Source organism: Streptomyces sp. ISL-10, assembly GCF_018614575.1.
GTDB lineage: Bacteria > Actinomycetota > Actinomycetes > Streptomycetales > Streptomycetaceae > Streptomyces.
Map to the genome: position 1 here is coordinate 22401 of NZ_JAGGOJ010000010.1, position 15418 is coordinate 37818.

Consider the following 15418-nt stretch of genomic DNA (forward strand, 5'->3'; position numbering starts at 1 on the left):
TCGCCGAGGCCGAGCGCGGCGGCGGGGCCCGGCCTGCTCACCGGCGGGGTGCCGGGTCCATCGCCGAGTCGACCGGAAACCCGGTGATGGTCTCGACGGTCCGCTGCCTCGGCGAGGTGCTGCGCAGCGGCATCCGAGTCACGCGGACGAACGAGGCGCGACGGGGCGACTTCATCGAGGCGGTCAGGCAGGAGCACCACGCCATCGTGTCCGCGATCGAGTCCGGCGACGCCGAGGCGGCCCGGGCCGCCGTGCGCCGTCACACGGGGCACGCCGCCTCGCGGCTGCGGGACGCGGACGAGGGGTTCTGGAACCAGACCGGGGCATCCACGTGGATCTCGACTCCGCTCCCTGACGACACAGCAGCAGGCCCCGAGCGGGTGCCGGGCCGGTGCACGACCGGCCCGGCACCCGCTAGGCCACGTCCTGGCCGGTTCGGCCGGTGTGGCGTAGGCCGGCGAGCCCCTGCTGCCGAGGTGGATGGATGTGGCCGTCCGTCGCGGGAACACCGCCGAGCTGCCCGACCCGCAGGTCGGCGGACGTTGTCGCAGCCCTCTCCCCCGGCTGACCCACTCGGCTGGCCCACCGGTCCGCCGAGGTTTGGCGGAAGGTGGACTGGACAACCGCACAGTCGGGGCCTGGGTACGGGATGGAGGGATGCGCCTCCCTTCGGCGGTCCCACGAACCCACACGGGTACGAGGTGCTGACCATGACGCTTCCGATCCGACGCGGCGGCACGGCCGAAGAGGAGCGGACCTGAGCGACGGCCTCCGCATGGGGCGCATCCCCGAGCACGGAGGCGTTCGAGCGGCGCAAGGTCAAACAGAAGAGTGGTGCCGCACGAGCCCAGGAGACACGAGCCCAGGAGGCGCTCTCCCGGCTTGCCGCCGGTCGCGTACCTGCTCGTGGGCCGGTCGGCGGCCACGTTCGGGCAGAGGGGTCAGGAGGTGTCGCACGTGGCGTCACGTCTGCGGTTGACTTTGCTCGGGGTGGGCGCGATGAATTCGCCGCGCTACGCACCGGCAGGTCTGCTGCTCCGCCACGGACGCCGCTCGGTCGCCTTCGACGCCGGGCCCGGTGCCGATCCGCCGCCGCGCCTGGACGGCTGGCTGGTAACCGACGAGCGGGCCGAGCTCAGGTCGGCCCTCCGCCGCACGGCGGCGGACCGTGACGTGCCGCTCCGCATGGGCGACCTGGACCTGGGCGACGTGCGTATCCGCGCGTGTCCGGTGGTCCACACCTCGCATCCCGCCTGCGGATACCGGATCGAACTCGACGGGATGGTGGCCGTGTGGGCGCCGGAGTTCTGGACCTTTCCGGCCTGGGCGGCGGGCGCCGACCTGATGTTCGCGGAGGCGGCCGGCTGGGATCGGCGGATCCGCTTCCGCGGCGGGGTCGGTGGCCATGCCCACGTACAGGAGATCGGCCCCGAGGCGGTGCGGCACCGGGTACGGCGCCTGGTGTACGCCCACATCGGCCGGCCGTGCCTGCGGGCGATGGACGCGGGGCGACGCCCCGAATGGGGCGAGTGGGGCCGCGAGGGCAGGACGTACACGCTGCCATCAGCCGGGGCCGGCGTACCGGAGCAGACCGCGGGGCGGCCGACCCCGGCCGACTCCCCCAGCGACACCGGCGGCGAGTCCGCGGGCGACAAGGCCGGACCGGCGGCCGAGGAGGAAGTCGTACACATCCACGCGGAGGACGATGCCGACGCACCCCCACCCGGGGAGTGACGGGCCACGAACCGGTGAGGGGCAACGGGCATCCCGCCTCTGGACCGCACACCATGGGAGGCGAAAACGCCATGACCGAGCCGCTCACCGCCTCGCACCAGCTCATCGCAGCTCATCTGGTCGACGGCCGGATGGCACCGGGCGAGGAGATCGGCCTGCGGGTCGACCAGACCCTGTGCCAGGACGCCACCGGCACGCTCGTGATGCAGGAACTGGAGGCGCTCGGCCTGGACCGGGTGCGTACCGAGCTGAGCGTGCAGTACGTCGACCACAACATCCTCCAGGCCGACGAGCGCAACGCGGAGGACCATCTCTTCCTGCGCTCCGCCGCGCAGCGCTTCGGCCTCTGGTACTCCAAGCCCGGCAACGGCGTCTCCCACCCCACCCATATGCAGCGTTTCGGCGTCCCCGGCAAGACCCTCATCGGCTCCGACTCCCACACCTGCGCCGCCGGCGCGCTCGGCATGCTCGCCGTCGGCACCGGCGGCCTCGACGTGGCACGGGCCATGGCCGGCGAGCCGCTGTATCTGCGCATGCCGCACATCTGGGGAATCCGCCTGGAAGGCGAACTCCCCGACTGGGTCAGCGCCAAGGACGTCATCCTCGAACTGCTGCGCCGCCACGGCGTCAAGGGCGGTCTCGGCCGGATCATCGAGTACCACGGCCCCGGCCTCGCCGCACTCACCGCGATGGACCGGCACGTCATCGCCAACATGGGCGCCGAACTGGGTGCCACCACCAGCGTCTTCCCCTCCGACGAAGCGGTACGGCGGTTCCTGCGCGCGGAGGGCCGCGAAGAGGACTTCAGCCCGCTCACCGCCGAACCCGGCACCCCGTACGACCTCACGGAGGTCATCGACCTCTCCGCCCTCGAACCGCTGATCGCCGCGCCCACCTCCCCCGGCAACGTCGTCCCGGTCGGCGAGGTTGTCGGCACCCCGGTGAGTCAGGTGGTGATCGGGTCCTCCGCCAACCCAGGCCTGCGCGACTTCGCCGTCGCCGCCGCGATGGCGAAGGGCCGTCAGACCCACGGCGGGGTCAGCTTCGACGTCAACCCGAGCTCGCGCGAGGTGCTCCAGGACCTGACCCGGACCGGTGCCACCTTCGACCTCATCGCCGCCGGGGCCCGTATCCACCAGGCCGGCTGCCTCGGCTGCATCGGCATGGGCCAGGCGCCGGCCGCCGGGCGGCACTCGCTCCGTACCTTCCCCCGCAACTTCCCCGGCCGCTCCGGCACGTCGGACGACTCCGTGTGGCTCTGCTCTCCGGAGACCGCCACCGCCTCCGCGCTCACCGGGAAGATCACCGACCCCCGGGCCTGGGCACTGCGGCAGGGGGTCGAACCGCCGCACCTGGATCTGCCTGAACGGGCCTCGGTCAACCGCGCGATGCTGGAGGCCCCGCCCGCGCCCGAGACCTCCGCCGCGGTGTCTCTTGTCCGCGGCCCGAACATCTCCGCGCTGCCCGACCTCGACCCCCTGCCGGACGAACTCGACGGACCCGTGCTGCTCAAGGCCGGTGACGACGTCTCCACCGACGAGATCTCACCGGCCGGTGCCCAGGCCCTGCCCTACCGCTCCAACCTCCCCAGGCTCGCCGACTTTACTTTCACCCGCGTCGATCCCGACTACCCCGACCGCGCCCGGCGCGCGGGCCCTCACGTCATCGTGGCGGGCGACAACTACGGCCAGGGCTCCTCCCGCGAACACGCGGCAATCACGCCCCGCCTGCTGGGCCTGCGCGCCGTCATCGCCCGGTCCTACGCCCGCATCCACTGGCAGAACCTCGCCAACTTCGGAGTCCTGCCCCTGGAGTTCACCGACCCGGCTGACTTCGACCGGATCGACCAGGGCGACCGACTGTCCCTGACCGGTCTGCGGACCCGGCTCGGCGACGCCCAGGAGGCTCATCTGCTGGTGCACAACACCACCAAGGACGAGGACTACCACGTCACCCACCGGCTCACCGATCGGCAACGGTCTGCCGTCCTCGCGGGTGGCGTCATCCCAGCCCTGGCGGCCCGGCAGGCGTCGCCCTCACCGGCGCGTCCGGTCCGCTCGCATGACGGTTCGGGATGAGCGGGTCGCCGGCTCCTGTAGGGGACCGACGAAATGCGGCTCGCGAGGTGACGGAATGCGCCTGGTGGCCGAAACCTGCCGGGAGATCTCAGCGTTGCATCACGGTCCTGCTATGTCCTGGGTTGGTCCGTCTGCGGCTACCGTCGCATCGTGGCAACCTTCCGGCCGCAGGGCGGCAAAGTCCTGACGGGGACATGCCCGGCGACACCGTCGGGGTGAAGAACGGCTCGATGGCGGCCCACGACGACCAGTTGGCGTTGAGAAGACAGCAGCGACGGCGACGATGGCGTACGCGGATTGGTGAATCGCCGGTCGACCGGTGTTCGCCCCGTCCTTACTTCCGCACAGCGGCAGTGGGGCTGCTCGTGGGTAGGGATATGGCTGTCCTCGGCTTCACGGTGATCGACAGAGGGGGATCTTCATGCAACGCGGTCTTGCAGCAAAGAGCGCCGTCGCGGTGGTGGCGGCGCTTGCGCTCGCGGCGTGCCAAGCGTCCGGTGGCGACGGATCGGAGGGCACCGGGCACAACCGCGGAACGGACAGCAGAGCCTCCGGTACACCCACTCCGAAGATCCGCGGTGTCAAGGCCCCGGAGCGGTTTTCGATCGAGCGGGCCATCGCCCTCCCCGAGTCCGCAGGGGCGGGCAATGTCGCCATCGCCGGGGTGCGGAACCCCCTGCCCATCGCCCTCCGCAAAGGCGTGGCGTACATCGCCAGGCCTGACGGAATGGAGATCGCCAGCGGGTACTCCCGGAGCGACCCGGTGCGGATCACCTCCGAGCGCGAACCCCTCACCACACTCGACCGTTTGGGACCGACGGTAGGCGGCAACCCCGCCCGCAGGCCGATCATCACCCAGCACGGGGGCCGGACTCTGGTCCTGAGCAGCCTCGTCGCCAGGGTGCCGGGATCCGGCACGACCAAGGGGCACGACGCGTTGGAACTGATGGCCGTGGACGCCGACAAGACCACCAAAGTCTGGTCGGTCGAGATCCCTCTCGCCGAACACGACTTCGGCGTCGACGAGGGCCAGAGCGAGGTCGTCGGACGCAACGGCGACATCGTGGCCGTCCTCGCGCACGGGCAGCTCTTCGGCGTGGACCTCGGCAGCCACCGCAAGGTGTGGGCGGCGCAAGGCACGTACGGCGAGGGTGCCGCCCTGGCCGGCAGCACTCTCGTGGCGCTGCGTCGGGTGGACGGCTTCAACCCGCCCCTGGTGGGGATCGACCCGGCCACCGGCAAGCAGAAGTGGATCTTCGACGGCATCACCTCCTCCACAGTCGCGGCGGCGGGCCCCGACACGGTCATCGCGAGCGGGTACGTGCGCGACGCCGAAGACGACGGTGCCCTCCTGCTCGACGCAGCGACCGGCAAGAAGGTGCGGCAGTTCCCCGACGACGCACCGGCATTCGGAAAGTGCACCTACGACAATCTCTTCACGACCGTCTGCATGTCCTTCGATGGGGTCGCCGCCTATGACCCGGCGACCGGCGAGCAGCGGTGGGCGCTGCCCGACAAGGCCGGGAGGCGTGCCGCCCCCAACGTGACGCTGGTCCGGGAGGGGCTGGTTTACGGCACCACCGAGAACGGCCCGGTGGTCCTGGACGCCACCACTGGCGAGGACAAGGAAGACCGGCCCGGCATCGCGCCCTACATCAGCGACGGTTACATCGGCATCGCCCTCAAAAAGCCGGACAACACGGTGACGGCCTACCGAGTCCAGGACTGAGGCCCGCGCTTCATCGGGGGCGTCCACGCGGGACACACCGCATTTCAGGGGCGACCGGGCCAGCCACCCGACCATGCTGCTCGGCGACGACCTCACGGTCGTCGCCGCCGCGCTCAGAACTGGTGGCTACGCCGCAGCAGGGGGAGCTGCCGGTGGGGACGGAAGCCCAGCTTCCGCCCCCAGCCGGGTAATGAAATCGCCGATGGTGTCGGGGTCGAGTCCGCCGTGTGTGAGGGCAACCGACGAACTCGGCACGTGAGGTGACGGTTGCCTGCCGGCAGGCTCAGCGAGCCGGGCGGCCGCCACGAGCCCAGTGACGCTCACGCTCCGATGCGCGCCCAGTCCGCGAACGCGGAACTAGCTGGGCGTGGTGCTGCCGCGGGCGTCGCGCTCATGGTCCCGCCCCCTTCGGTCAGCGCCGCTCGGGCATCATGTACGTCGGCAGGTCGCCGGTTCCCGTCACCTCAAACCCGCGGCCGTTGTTGTCGAGGACCTTGCTTCCGCGCTCCCCATCGGCCACCCACTCCACTTCGACCGTGAAGCGTACGTGCCAGTCACCGGGGTCGAGTTCGAGGCCGAGCTGCTCGGGGTCACTCTCCGAGACCTTGAGAGGGAAGTCGACGGTCGTACCGTCGTCCGCGGCTCTCGGCAGGACTTTCACCGGATACTTGGAGAGATCCACGTCGAAGGGACGGGTCATCATGGAGCCCCCGCACGCCCGTTCGACGACGATGACTCCGGAGTTGGGCACCGCTGCGCGTTTCAGGACCTTGACCTTCACTCCCGTGACCACAACGGCTTTGGGCGTCGGAGTCTGCAAGGTCAGCACCAGTTCCGGTGGATAGCCTTCGCCGTCGTACGCATCCACTCCAGGGTCGGCGGTGCCGTAAGGGTTCCGCCTCATCTCGTCCAGCGTCGCGTCGGTATATCTGACACACCCGACGATGCCATAGCTGTGGTGCACCGTCACACCGGGCGGCTCCGGGTCGCTGACCTTGCCCCACACCCAACCCCACCAGCCCAGGAGCACCGTCGGGACCAAACCGGCCAGCACGGCGAGCCAGAAGGCGATCCACTGTGCTCTGTGCCGTGAGGGCGACGGCGTCCGCGGCGGATAGGGCGGCATCGGTGGAATCCCGGCCCTCCCGGGGCCAGGAGGCGTCGGTGGCTGCCCGCCCGACGGCACAGGTGCGCTTCCCATCCGTGGTCACCCCCAGCTCCGTGCCTCTCAACCGCGGTATCCGTGCGCGTGTCCACCATGTCCCAACCCGTGCCACCGTGCCGGTCACTTCACAACTTCTCTTCCATGCCGTCCCGTCTTGAGGTGTCCAGGGCGCGCTCCCGTCGCCCCGCCTCCTCCCGCGCGCGTGTTCGGGACGGGTTGACGTGGCTCCGCTCTGAGCGTGATCGGCACTGAATGTGGCCCCACCTGGGCGGGAGGGCCTGTGGGGCATCCGGCATGCCGGATGCCCCACAGGCCCTGGTTGCCGACCCGGACCGGTCGGCCAAGCCGGCCGTCCAGCACGCCTCAGCCGAGTACCGCAGCAGTGCGCCCGCGATCCCGGCCCGCTCGGCTGAGGCCGAGACCGAGACCGAGACCGAGGCGCAGAAGGCGTGCACGGCCGAGACGCGCAAGCACCGGCACGCCACCGATACCGCTGCCCGGGAAGGCGCGGCCACAGCTGCTCACGCGGCCCGCGACGGCACCGGCCACCACGGGGCTGCCCCATCGAGGACCGACCTGCACGTGCCGAACTGTTGACGTGGCGTGCAAGGAGGCTGTTGCGCCTGGTGAGGAACGCCCTGGCGCGAAGGTGTGGCCCGGCGTGCCTTACCCGGTCACCAGGTGTGTGCGACGTCCACGATGAGCTTGTCGCCGGACTGGAGCACCCGGAAGGGAAGTTTGGCGCGTACGCCCAGGCCGATCTGGGTCTACCCTTCGAAGCTCGCCCCGAACTTGGTGTCCGTGAAGGTCTTGTATCCGGTGATCTTAACGCCCGGTAGCGGCTTCCCCGCCTTCGCGGCGTACGTCGGCTTGGTCGTCGCCGGGTCGTAGCTCGGCGCGGACACGAAGATCTGCAGGATGCCGCCGCCCTTGACCGGGATCTGCTCGCCGGAACCGTCCTGATGGAACTTGGCCACGTAGCCGACGTGGTAGCCGATCTTGCCACTCACGCCTTTGACGTCGAAGACCATGCGGTCGTAGCAGGTGCTTTGGCTGGTCGTGATGTTCTTCAGCGGCTTGGAGTCGGAGTCCGTGGCCGACTTGGTGCCGCTGCCCCAGGCACTCGAACAAGCCTCGGCCAAACCGGACTTGTCCGCGAGACCCGTTGCGGCGCTCGCCGCCCCGGCCGTGCCGACGAGACAGGCGCCCGCCAACACGAGCACCGCTGCAGTTGTTCCTAACTTTGGCATGACGTACCTCAGAGAAGATTGAGTACAGGACCATACGGAGGGGGCAGCGCCCCCTTCCGTGATCTGCACCCTTTCGTCAGGCCAGGCCAGTGTCCATCCGTCCTCGTACTCAACTCGCCTCTAGGTACCGCGCGGCTTCCCCAAGGTCTGCGGGGCATGGATCTCCATGCTTGCGGCCGGGACGGTTGTTGAGGGGCCTGTGCTCACCTGACGTCGGACCCGGCGATGACACACTTTCGGCGGTCGCCGTGCATGACGTGGGGCTGAGGTGTCCCCCTCGTGCGGTGACCGGTCGATCGAGCCGTCGGTGTCTGAAGCGGCTCGCGTGGCGACAGAACGGGGATGAAGCACGGTCCGTTGCCGTCCTCCGACTGCCCGGTGAGCAACGTCAGACGGCGGCGACTTTCCGACTCCCCATAGCCTCGCAGGTTACTGTCCGAACTCGCGGAACCTGAGAGCGCGGTCAGCCGGCGCCACGCCAACTGCTCGGCCGGATCATCGCTGTTCGCGCGGATTGAGGACTGGTGATCGGCCGCAGCCATGTCCGTGAGTTCCACCGCCAGCGCGGCAACGTCGCGCGCCACTCTCGACTCCCTGGTCATGTCGGCGCGTTGTGCTCGCTGACCGCAACCCTAAAGGCGCATATCGGGTGTAAAGATCATTCCGGAGAACGGTGACAGGTGCCTCCGCGCACCGGGATAATGGATCTACGCGCGAAGGCAGAGCCGGATCGCTGTGACGGTCACGGTTGCCCTGGAAGACGTAGAGACGCTTGGCGTATGGCGTGGCCACCGCCTGAAACGCCTTGCGGGCGTTGATCGTCAGCTCGACTTCGTTGCGGCGCTTGCAGATCTCCTTCCGAGGCACCGGCTCAGCGGCGCAGGGCGGTCTCCCGTTGCATGTGCGACAGCTTCTCGGGATTGCGCACGGCGTAGAGCCCGGTGACGAGGCCGTCGTCGATGCGCACCGCCACGACGGTGTCGATCGCGCCGTCGAACCGGAGAATCAGCGCCGGGTAGCCGTTGACCTGCGCCGGCCGCAGCGAGCCCGCGGCGGCGATCCTGCCCAGCCCGGCGGCCAGCAGGCGGCCCACCTTGTCGGCCCCCACGACGGGCCGCAGGACGGCCTGCTTCACTCCACCACCGTCCCCCAGGAAGACGACCTCCGGCGCGAGAATGTCGAGCAGGCTCTGCAGATCACCCGTTTCGGCCGCCCGTTGGAACGCATCGAGCGCGTCTCGGGTCTCGGCCGGGGAAACGACCCCGCGCGGCCGCCTGGCCGCGACGTGCGCCCGTGCCCGGTGTGCGATCTGGCGGACCGCGGCCGGGCTCTTGTCGACGGCTTCGGCGATCTCGTCGTACGCCAGATCGAACACCTCGCGCAGCACGAACACCGCCCGCTCGGTCGGCGTGAGCGTCTCCAGCACCAGCAGCATCGCCATCGAGACGCTGTCGGCCAGCTCGACGTCCTCGGCCACGTCCGGGGCGGTCAGCAGCGGCTCGGGCAGCCAGGGGCCGACGTAGGACTCCCTGCGGCGGCCGAGCGTACGCAGCCGGCTCAGCGCCTGGCGCGTGGTGATCCGGACCAGGTACGCACGCTGATCCCGCACCGTGCCGAGATCGACACCCGCCCACCGCAACCAGGTCTCCTGCAGGACGTCCTCCGCGTCGGCGGCCGAGCCGAGCATCTCGTAGGCGACGGTGAACAGCAGGTTGCGATGGGCGACGAACACCTCGGTGGCGGGGTCCGTGCCCCCGCCGCCGGTGAGCTGCCCGGCCGTGTCCTCTGTGCGCTCACTGTGCGCGCTGCGCTCGCTCTTCACCGGCTGCTCCTGCCTGCTCGCTCTCGACGGTGCCACGCGCACAAGACGCCGGTCCCCGCAGCTTTGTGACACGCATGAGCCGTGGCGCACGTCACACCACCGCGGCGTCACAAGGAGCGGGTCGCCGGCATCTCGTGTTCGTCCAGTGCAACACCACGAGTGAGGACGAAGTCATGGACGTCCGATTCAATCTGTTCGACAACGAGATCGCCGCCAAGTTCACCAAGCGGTTCGCAGGCGCCGGCCTGGTGATCCACCAGTCGCCGCTGCCGAAGTCCACGCAGGAGCTGGTGTCGCTGCGTGCCAGCCAGATCAACGGCTGCGGTTGGTGCATCGACATGCACACCAAGGAGGCCGCAGCCGCCGGTGAAACCGCGGTCCGGCTGAACCTGGTCGCCGCCTGGCGCGAGTCCACCGTGTTCACCGAGGCCGAGCAGGCCGCGCTGGCGCTCGCCGAAGAGGGCACCCGGCTCGCCGACGCCCACGACGGCGTGTCCGACGAGACCTGGGCCCAGGTGCGCAAGCACTACGACGACGACCAGATCGCCGCGCTGGTCTCCTTGGTCGCCCTGATCAACGCGGCCAACCGGCTCGCCGTGATCGTGCACCAGCGGGGAGGTTCCTACGAGCCCGGCATGTTCGCCGCCGCGGTCGACTGACGGCAGACGAATCCGGCCCGGCCGGGATCATTCGATCCCGGCCGGGCCCGCGCATGTCCGGTCGCGACTACGGCGACCCTGACCACACGGCTGAAACCGGCGACCTGACCGGCCGGGCAATATCCGGGTCAGGGCCTCGTGATCATCCCACAGGCGGGTCTTCCGGCTCGGTCATGGCGAACTCCCCCTCCGTCTGGCCGGACGGCGTCAGATGCGCCAGGAGCGGATGCGGTCGGCGGCGTCGTACGCGTCGGTTCGGCCGGCGTCGATGTCGCGGGCGAGGTCGATCAGGGCGCCGTACGGCGGGTTGATGCCTTCACCGGTGGCGTCCATGTACGCCACGGCGATCGCCGCGCCGAACAGGGCGTTGCGAGCCGGGAGAGGCTCCAGCCGGACGAGGGCGTGCATCAGTGCGGCCGCGCGCCAGGCGTTGTCGACGGTGACACCGACCTGCGGAGTGTTGACGCGGTGGCGGGCGACGGCAGCCACCAGGTTGGAGAAGTCGTGGATCGAGGGCTGCTTGGGCAGGACCTCCGCCTGGCGCTCCAGGAGCCACCGGATGTCGATGTGGAGGTCCACGGTCAGGCCGCCCGCCGCGAGGCGTCCAGCCGGTCGGGGGCGTCATCGGGGAATGCCTCGTCGAACACGGCAGCGTTGTCCGTGACGAAGGCGCGGAAGACCTCCGCGGCGCCTTCCAGACGGGGGTCGCGGACCGCGTTGCGCGCGGCTTCGGTGATGAGCGAGGTAACCGTGGTGCCTTCGGCTTCGGCACGCGCCTGCAGTTGCGCGTGGAGCTCTTCGGGGACTCGGATCGTCACTGGTTTCGACATGCTCCGAACGTACAGCAGGGCGTACAGCACGGAAACCGGCTCGACGGAACTGAACCGATACGAGTGACCTTCCCGAGCACCCGGCCTCAGACCCCAGCCGCCCGAGTGGCTCCAGGCCACCCGGGAAGACGGCGGACCCAGGACCCAAGGTCCGGCCGCCGTGCCGGGTCCGACCCGTCGGCGATGACATGGGGCCGTCCGATCGGTGGCACAGGTATGTGCCCAGCAGGAGAAACAGGGGGCTGATCGCGCAGATGACACGGGCCGCGGCTGGTCAGGCCGGGGTGCGGGGCCTGCCCTCGTGTCACCACGGAAGGCGATGCCCCGGGCGACCGCTCGGGGGGTGTCACGCCGTCGGGCCGTCACGCCGGAATCGCCCCAGCACGGGGCTCCTGACCCTCTTCGGCACTCAAAATGCATCCACTTCGGATATTCCGGGCGAGTGCTGTCGCGTGGCCGGATGGCGGCGTGACAGGCGATCGGGACGTCGCGACGGTAACGGAGAGTGACGGCGGGAGGCGTGATTCACAGGTCCCCCAGTCCCCCGCTCTGCTCACAGGCACTGTGGATCTGCCGCCAGGTCCCAGCCGGACCAAGTCCAGCAGCTGGTTCGCGGGCCACCGGGTGATGTCGCGCCGGCCGCGGTGGCCCAGAGGACGCCCACCGCCGGCGATACAGCGGGCCCGATCGTCGCGGCGGTCCTCCGTGCGGGGGGCTTGAGAGCGGGGGCTGGGGAACGGCCGCACATCTGCCGCCCCTAGTGTGGGGCACCTCTTGGTGAGGAGCTGGGGGAACGGCGAACGGCGGAGGACTTGTGGGCAAGAGAAGGCGCGCCGCGCGCAGGAGAACGCACCCTGCGCTGATCGGCGGCGTGGTCGCGGTGGTCGTGGGCGGCGCGGGGTTCGCCACGTACAGCATGTACGGCGCCGTGGCGGACGAGGACACGACGGCGGGCGGCACTGCGAAGTCGGTCAAAGCAGGCCCGGTGACGGCCGCGGAAGCGAGGGCGACGACCGACAGGTTCCTCACCGCGTGGCAGCTGGGCAACGCCGCGCAGGCCGCCGCGTACACCGACGACACGGCTGCGGCGCAGACCGCGCTGACCGCGTTCCGCAAGAACGCACACATCGACCATGTGACGCTGACCCGTGGCGAGGCGTCCGGCGCGACGGTGACGTTCAAGGTCTCCGGCATCGTCTCGTACAAGGGCAAGAGCAAGCCCCTGGCCTACGACTCCCGGCTCACGGTCGTCCGCCAGGCGAAGGACGGCAAGCCACTCGTCGGGTGGCAGCCGTCCGTCGTCCACCCGGACCTCAAGCAGGGCGACACCCTGGTCACCGGTGAGGCCGGGGACCCGCCCGTCAAGGCAGTGGACCGCGACGGCAGGGAGCTCACCCAGGCGGACCACCCCTCGCTCGGAACCGTCCTGGACGGGCTGCGGGAGAAGTACGGCAAGAAGGCCGGGGGTACGGCTGGGATCGAACTGCGGGTGGTTCGGGGAGGCAGCGCGGACGTCTCGCAGAAGGACGACGGCTCGGGAACGAGCGAGGAGAGTGACGACGAGACCCCCGACAAGACGCTGCTGACGCTGTCCGACGGCACCCCGGGGACAGTGAAGACCACGCTCAGCGCGACCGCGCAGGCCGCCGCCGAGCGGGAAGTGGGTAAGCGCGAGCGGGCGTCCGTAGTCGTCATGAAGCCGTCGACCGGTGAGATCCTCGCCGCGGCCAATTCGAGCCATGGCTTCAACACTGCACTCCAGGGGTCCCTGGCGCCCGGCTCCACGATGAAGATCGTGACGTCGTCGATGCTGCTGGAGAAGGACCTCGCGTCGATCGACAAATCGCACCCGTGCCCCAAGTACGCGTCGTACGGCGGCTGGAAGTTCCAGAACGTGGAGAAGTTCGAGATCAAGAACGGCACGTTCCGATCGAGCTTCGCCGCCTCCTGCAACACCGCCTTCATCACGCAGGCCGAGAAGCTCGACGACGACGATCTGACCAAACAGGCCCAGCAGGTCTTCGGTCTCGGGCTCAACAACTGGTCGATCGGGGTGTCCAGCTTCGACGGGGCCGTGCCAGTGCAGAGCAATGCGCAGATGGCGGCGTCGCTCATCGGGCAGGGCGGGGTACGGATGAACCCGTTGAACGTGGCGTCCATCATCTCCACGGCCAAGACGGGCGTCTTCCGGCAGCCGTACCTGGTCTCGCCCGACGTCGACGACCGCACGCTCGCGACGGCCGCGCGCAAGCTGGACGCGTCCGCGCAGACGCAGCTGCGCGAACTCCTGAACTACACCGCGACGTCGGGCTCCGCCGCTGAGGCCATGGCGGGCGTCGGATCGGACATCGGCGGCAAGACGGGCTCCGCGGAGGTCGACGGCCAGACCAAGCCCAACGGCTGGTTCACCGCATGGAGCGGCGACCTCGCCGCGGCGGCGGTGATCCAACAGGGCGGCCGCGGCGGCAAGTCGGCGGGGCCGCTGGTGGCGGCGGTGCTGAAGGCGGGCAGCTGACGGCCGCCCACAGCGGTGAGGGAACGCACTCGCGTGCCCGTACACCCCTTCGGCAGATCTCGTTGTCGAGATCGGCGACGGACACCAGCCCCCGCTTCTCGCCGATTCACTCGGCGAAGACGGCGACCCGGGAGCGCTGTACGGATCGGCGTCCGCGCGCGGCGTCAGGTGGTCGAGCCCGGGGCGGCAGTCACCGACGTCGAGGGAGGTTCTTTCGACGTGCTGGGTGTTGCACCTCTGGCCGTGCGGCCCGGCGGGGCTGTTCGGCCTGGTGCTTCTTCTCGTACGGGCCGAAGCGGATCGGGTCGAGCCCGGGCTGATCCACGCACTCGCGAGTGAGATGAAGCTCGAGGCGGCCCGGTGAGGACGACGGCGTATCCGAACGGGTCGGTGTAACGGACGGGCCGGTTGACTCGCGGGCGAATCAGCTCTCGGAGCGGGTGCGGAGGGCTGGCCGACCGGTTGCTGCACGGCCCGGCCGTCGCCCACAGAGCGTTGGGCACCATCGGAACGGGGGTTCGTCGCTGTAGCCGCCGGCCGCTCCGCTCCGGAGATCACCGGCACAGCGGGCCGGGGGCGGGCTCGTACGCCGGGTCTGCGACGAGTCCGGCGCCCGCGGCCATCAGGTCGTCCTCGACACGGCGCTCCAGCAGGGAGTACGGGTGCTGGTTGGCCGGCGGGGGTGCCGAGCGCCGTGAGGATCGCGGCGGCCCGAGCGGTCCGGTCGGGACTGTCGTTCGACAGGCCGGTGCAGAGCGCCTTGCGATGGCGCACGGCCGTGTCCAGCGCACCCATCGTCACCTCGAGCGAACCGCCCGGATCGGGCCGGTGTACGTGGAAGACATTGGCATCTGGCCAAGGCCAGAGGCCCTCAGGCATCCCGTGCGAAGCGGTCGAGCAGTGCGTCCAGCCCTGTGGCCAGCCCCTCCAGCCCGCCGTGCTCGGCGATGGCGGGGGCGATCTCCCGGAGTCGGGGAAGCTCCTGCGCGGGCATGCGGTGCAGGCCGAGCCGGAATGCGGGATCGGGTTCGTCGGGATTGTCCACCATGGCTCGCAGCTCCACGAAAACGTAGCCGAGGACCCAGCTGGTGAAGGCCCGGAATGCGCCGGCGACCTCGCTCTCGTCGAGGCCGGCCTGTTCGAGGAGGGCCAGCACACGCTTGTGTTCCTTGAGGACGGCCCGCATCCGCGTGGCCAGGAGCGGTACCACCCGGGGGTGCGCCAGGGAGACCCGATAGGTCGCCTCGGCGGCCCGGTGCAGCTCGATGCGCCATTCGGGATCCTTCGCGGTGCCGCCCGGGGCCGTCGCTTCCTCGCCACCGGCGGCGAGGAGGCCCTGCACCTCGAGATATAGCTCCTCGACCAGCCCGTCCAGGAGTGCGTCCTTGCCGTCTGCATACCGGTACAGGGTCATGGCTTCCACGCCGAGCTCGGCTCCCACTCTGCGCATACTCAGCGCCGAGAGCCCCTCGCGGTCGACGAGTTCCAGGGCAGTGGCCAGGACGCGTTCCCCGCTCAGCCGACCGTAACGGCCGCGGTCCCCGGCGCGCCGACCCCCGCCGGACTCTGAGTGCTTCATCGTGCCTCGCCTCCGGATGCAGATCGTTCCTGGTTGGTCCGAGCGCCTTGACCCCAT

Annotated in this window: 13 protein-coding genes; 7 read left to right on the plus strand and 6 right to left on the minus strand. The window is 70.1% G+C overall.

Going from position 1 to position 15418, the window contains the following annotated elements; translation table 11 throughout:
* Positions 1 to 86: 86 nt before the first annotated feature.
* From J7E88_RS10620 to J7E88_RS10635, 4 genes are all read left to right on the plus strand, one after another.
* Complete coding sequence (locus J7E88_RS10620; RefSeq protein ID WP_251022474.1) at positions 87 to 761, plus strand: FCD domain-containing protein; 675 nt, start codon at positions 87 to 89, stop codon at positions 759 to 761.
* Between the two features lie 196 nt (positions 762 to 957).
* Positions 958 to 1734, plus strand: coding sequence for an MBL fold metallo-hydrolase (locus tag J7E88_RS10625; RefSeq protein ID WP_251022433.1), 777 nt, complete (start codon positions 958 to 960; stop codon positions 1732 to 1734).
* A 71-nt stretch (positions 1735 to 1805) separates the two neighbouring features.
* Complete coding sequence (locus tag J7E88_RS10630; protein WP_215179549.1) at positions 1806 to 3812, plus strand: aconitate hydratase; 2007 nt, start codon at positions 1806 to 1808, stop codon at positions 3810 to 3812.
* Positions 3813 to 4233: 421 nt separating this feature from the next.
* On the plus strand, positions 4234 to 5541 hold the full coding sequence (locus J7E88_RS10635; RefSeq protein WP_215179550.1) for a PQQ-binding-like beta-propeller repeat protein: 1308 nt from the start codon (positions 4234 to 4236) through the stop codon (positions 5539 to 5541).
* A 412-nt stretch (positions 5542 to 5953) separates the two neighbouring features.
* On the opposite strand, the gene J7E88_RS10640 is transcribed toward J7E88_RS10635, so the two are convergent.
* Complete coding sequence (locus tag J7E88_RS10640; RefSeq protein WP_215179556.1) at positions 5954 to 6547, minus strand: hypothetical protein; 594 nt, start codon at positions 6545 to 6547, stop codon at positions 5954 to 5956.
* A gap of 453 nt (positions 6548 to 7000) precedes the next feature.
* Here J7E88_RS10640 and J7E88_RS10645 point away from each other — a divergent pair, with 453 nt between their 5' ends.
* Positions 7001 to 7303, plus strand: coding sequence for a hypothetical protein (locus J7E88_RS10645; protein WP_215179558.1), 303 nt, complete (start codon positions 7001 to 7003; stop codon positions 7301 to 7303).
* 170 nt (positions 7304 to 7473) lie between these two features.
* On the opposite strand, the gene J7E88_RS10650 is transcribed toward J7E88_RS10645, so the two are convergent.
* The gene (locus J7E88_RS10650) at positions 7474 to 7929 is read right to left on the minus strand and encodes a hypothetical protein (protein WP_308307458.1); all 456 of its coding nucleotides are present in this window, start codon (positions 7927 to 7929) and stop codon (positions 7474 to 7476) included.
* An 898-nt stretch (positions 7930 to 8827) separates the two neighbouring features.
* Entirely contained in the window at positions 8828 to 9778 is a 951-nt protein-coding gene (locus J7E88_RS10655) for an RNA polymerase sigma-70 factor (protein WP_308307459.1), read from the minus strand.
* Positions 9779 to 9951: 173 nt separating this feature from the next.
* On the opposite strand from J7E88_RS10655, the gene J7E88_RS10660 reads away from it, so the two are divergent.
* A complete protein-coding gene (locus tag J7E88_RS10660; protein WP_215179562.1) occupies positions 9952 to 10437 on the plus strand; it encodes a carboxymuconolactone decarboxylase family protein in 486 nt (161 codons plus the stop codon).
* A gap of 207 nt (positions 10438 to 10644) precedes the next feature.
* Here J7E88_RS10660 and J7E88_RS10665 read toward each other — a convergent pair whose 3' ends face one another.
* Together J7E88_RS10665 and J7E88_RS10670 are read right to left on the minus strand one after the other, a co-directional pair.
* Complete coding sequence (locus tag J7E88_RS10665) at positions 10645 to 11016, minus strand: toxin Doc (RefSeq protein ID WP_374196263.1); 372 nt, start codon at positions 11014 to 11016, stop codon at positions 10645 to 10647.
* A gap of 2 nt (positions 11017 to 11018) precedes the next feature.
* Positions 11019 to 11267, minus strand: coding sequence for a YlcI/YnfO family protein (locus J7E88_RS10670; protein ID WP_215179563.1), 249 nt, complete (start codon positions 11265 to 11267; stop codon positions 11019 to 11021).
* A gap of 814 nt (positions 11268 to 12081) precedes the next feature.
* On the opposite strand from J7E88_RS10670, the gene J7E88_RS10675 reads away from it, so the two are divergent.
* Positions 12082 to 13782 carry a penicillin-binding transpeptidase domain-containing protein gene (locus J7E88_RS10675; RefSeq protein WP_215179564.1) on the plus strand — a complete coding sequence of 567 codons (1701 nt, stop codon included), beginning with the start codon at positions 12082 to 12084 and terminating at the stop codon, positions 13780 to 13782.
* Between the two features lie 871 nt (positions 13783 to 14653).
* Here J7E88_RS10675 and J7E88_RS10680 read toward each other — a convergent pair.
* A complete protein-coding gene (locus J7E88_RS10680; RefSeq protein ID WP_215179565.1) occupies positions 14654 to 15361 on the minus strand; it encodes a TetR/AcrR family transcriptional regulator in 708 nt (235 codons plus the stop codon).
* Between the last annotated feature and the right edge of the window lie 57 nt (positions 15362 to 15418).

Bases quoted from the DNA above. Each gene is read 5' to 3' on its own strand.
- J7E88_RS10635 (WP_215179550.1), top strand. From the start codon at position 4,234: ATGCAACGCGGTCTTGCAGCAAAGAGCGCCGTCGCGGTGGTGGCGGCG.
- J7E88_RS10670 (WP_215179563.1), bottom strand. From the start codon at position 11,267: ATGTCGAAACCAGTGACGATCCGAGTCCCCGAAGAGCTCCACGCGCAA.
- J7E88_RS10660 (WP_215179562.1), top strand. From the start codon at position 9,952: ATGGACGTCCGATTCAATCTGTTCGACAACGAGATCGCCGCCAAGTTC.
- J7E88_RS10680 (WP_215179565.1), bottom strand. From the start codon at position 15,361: ATGAAGCACTCAGAGTCCGGCGGGGGTCGGCGCGCCGGGGACCGCGGC.
- J7E88_RS10630 (WP_215179549.1), top strand. From the start codon at position 1,806: ATGACCGAGCCGCTCACCGCCTCGCACCAGCTCATCGCAGCTCATCTG.
- J7E88_RS10620 (WP_251022474.1), top strand. From the start codon at position 87: ATGGTCTCGACGGTCCGCTGCCTCGGCGAGGTGCTGCGCAGCGGCATC.
- J7E88_RS10645 (WP_215179558.1), top strand. From the start codon at position 7,001: ATGCCGGATGCCCCACAGGCCCTGGTTGCCGACCCGGACCGGTCGGCC.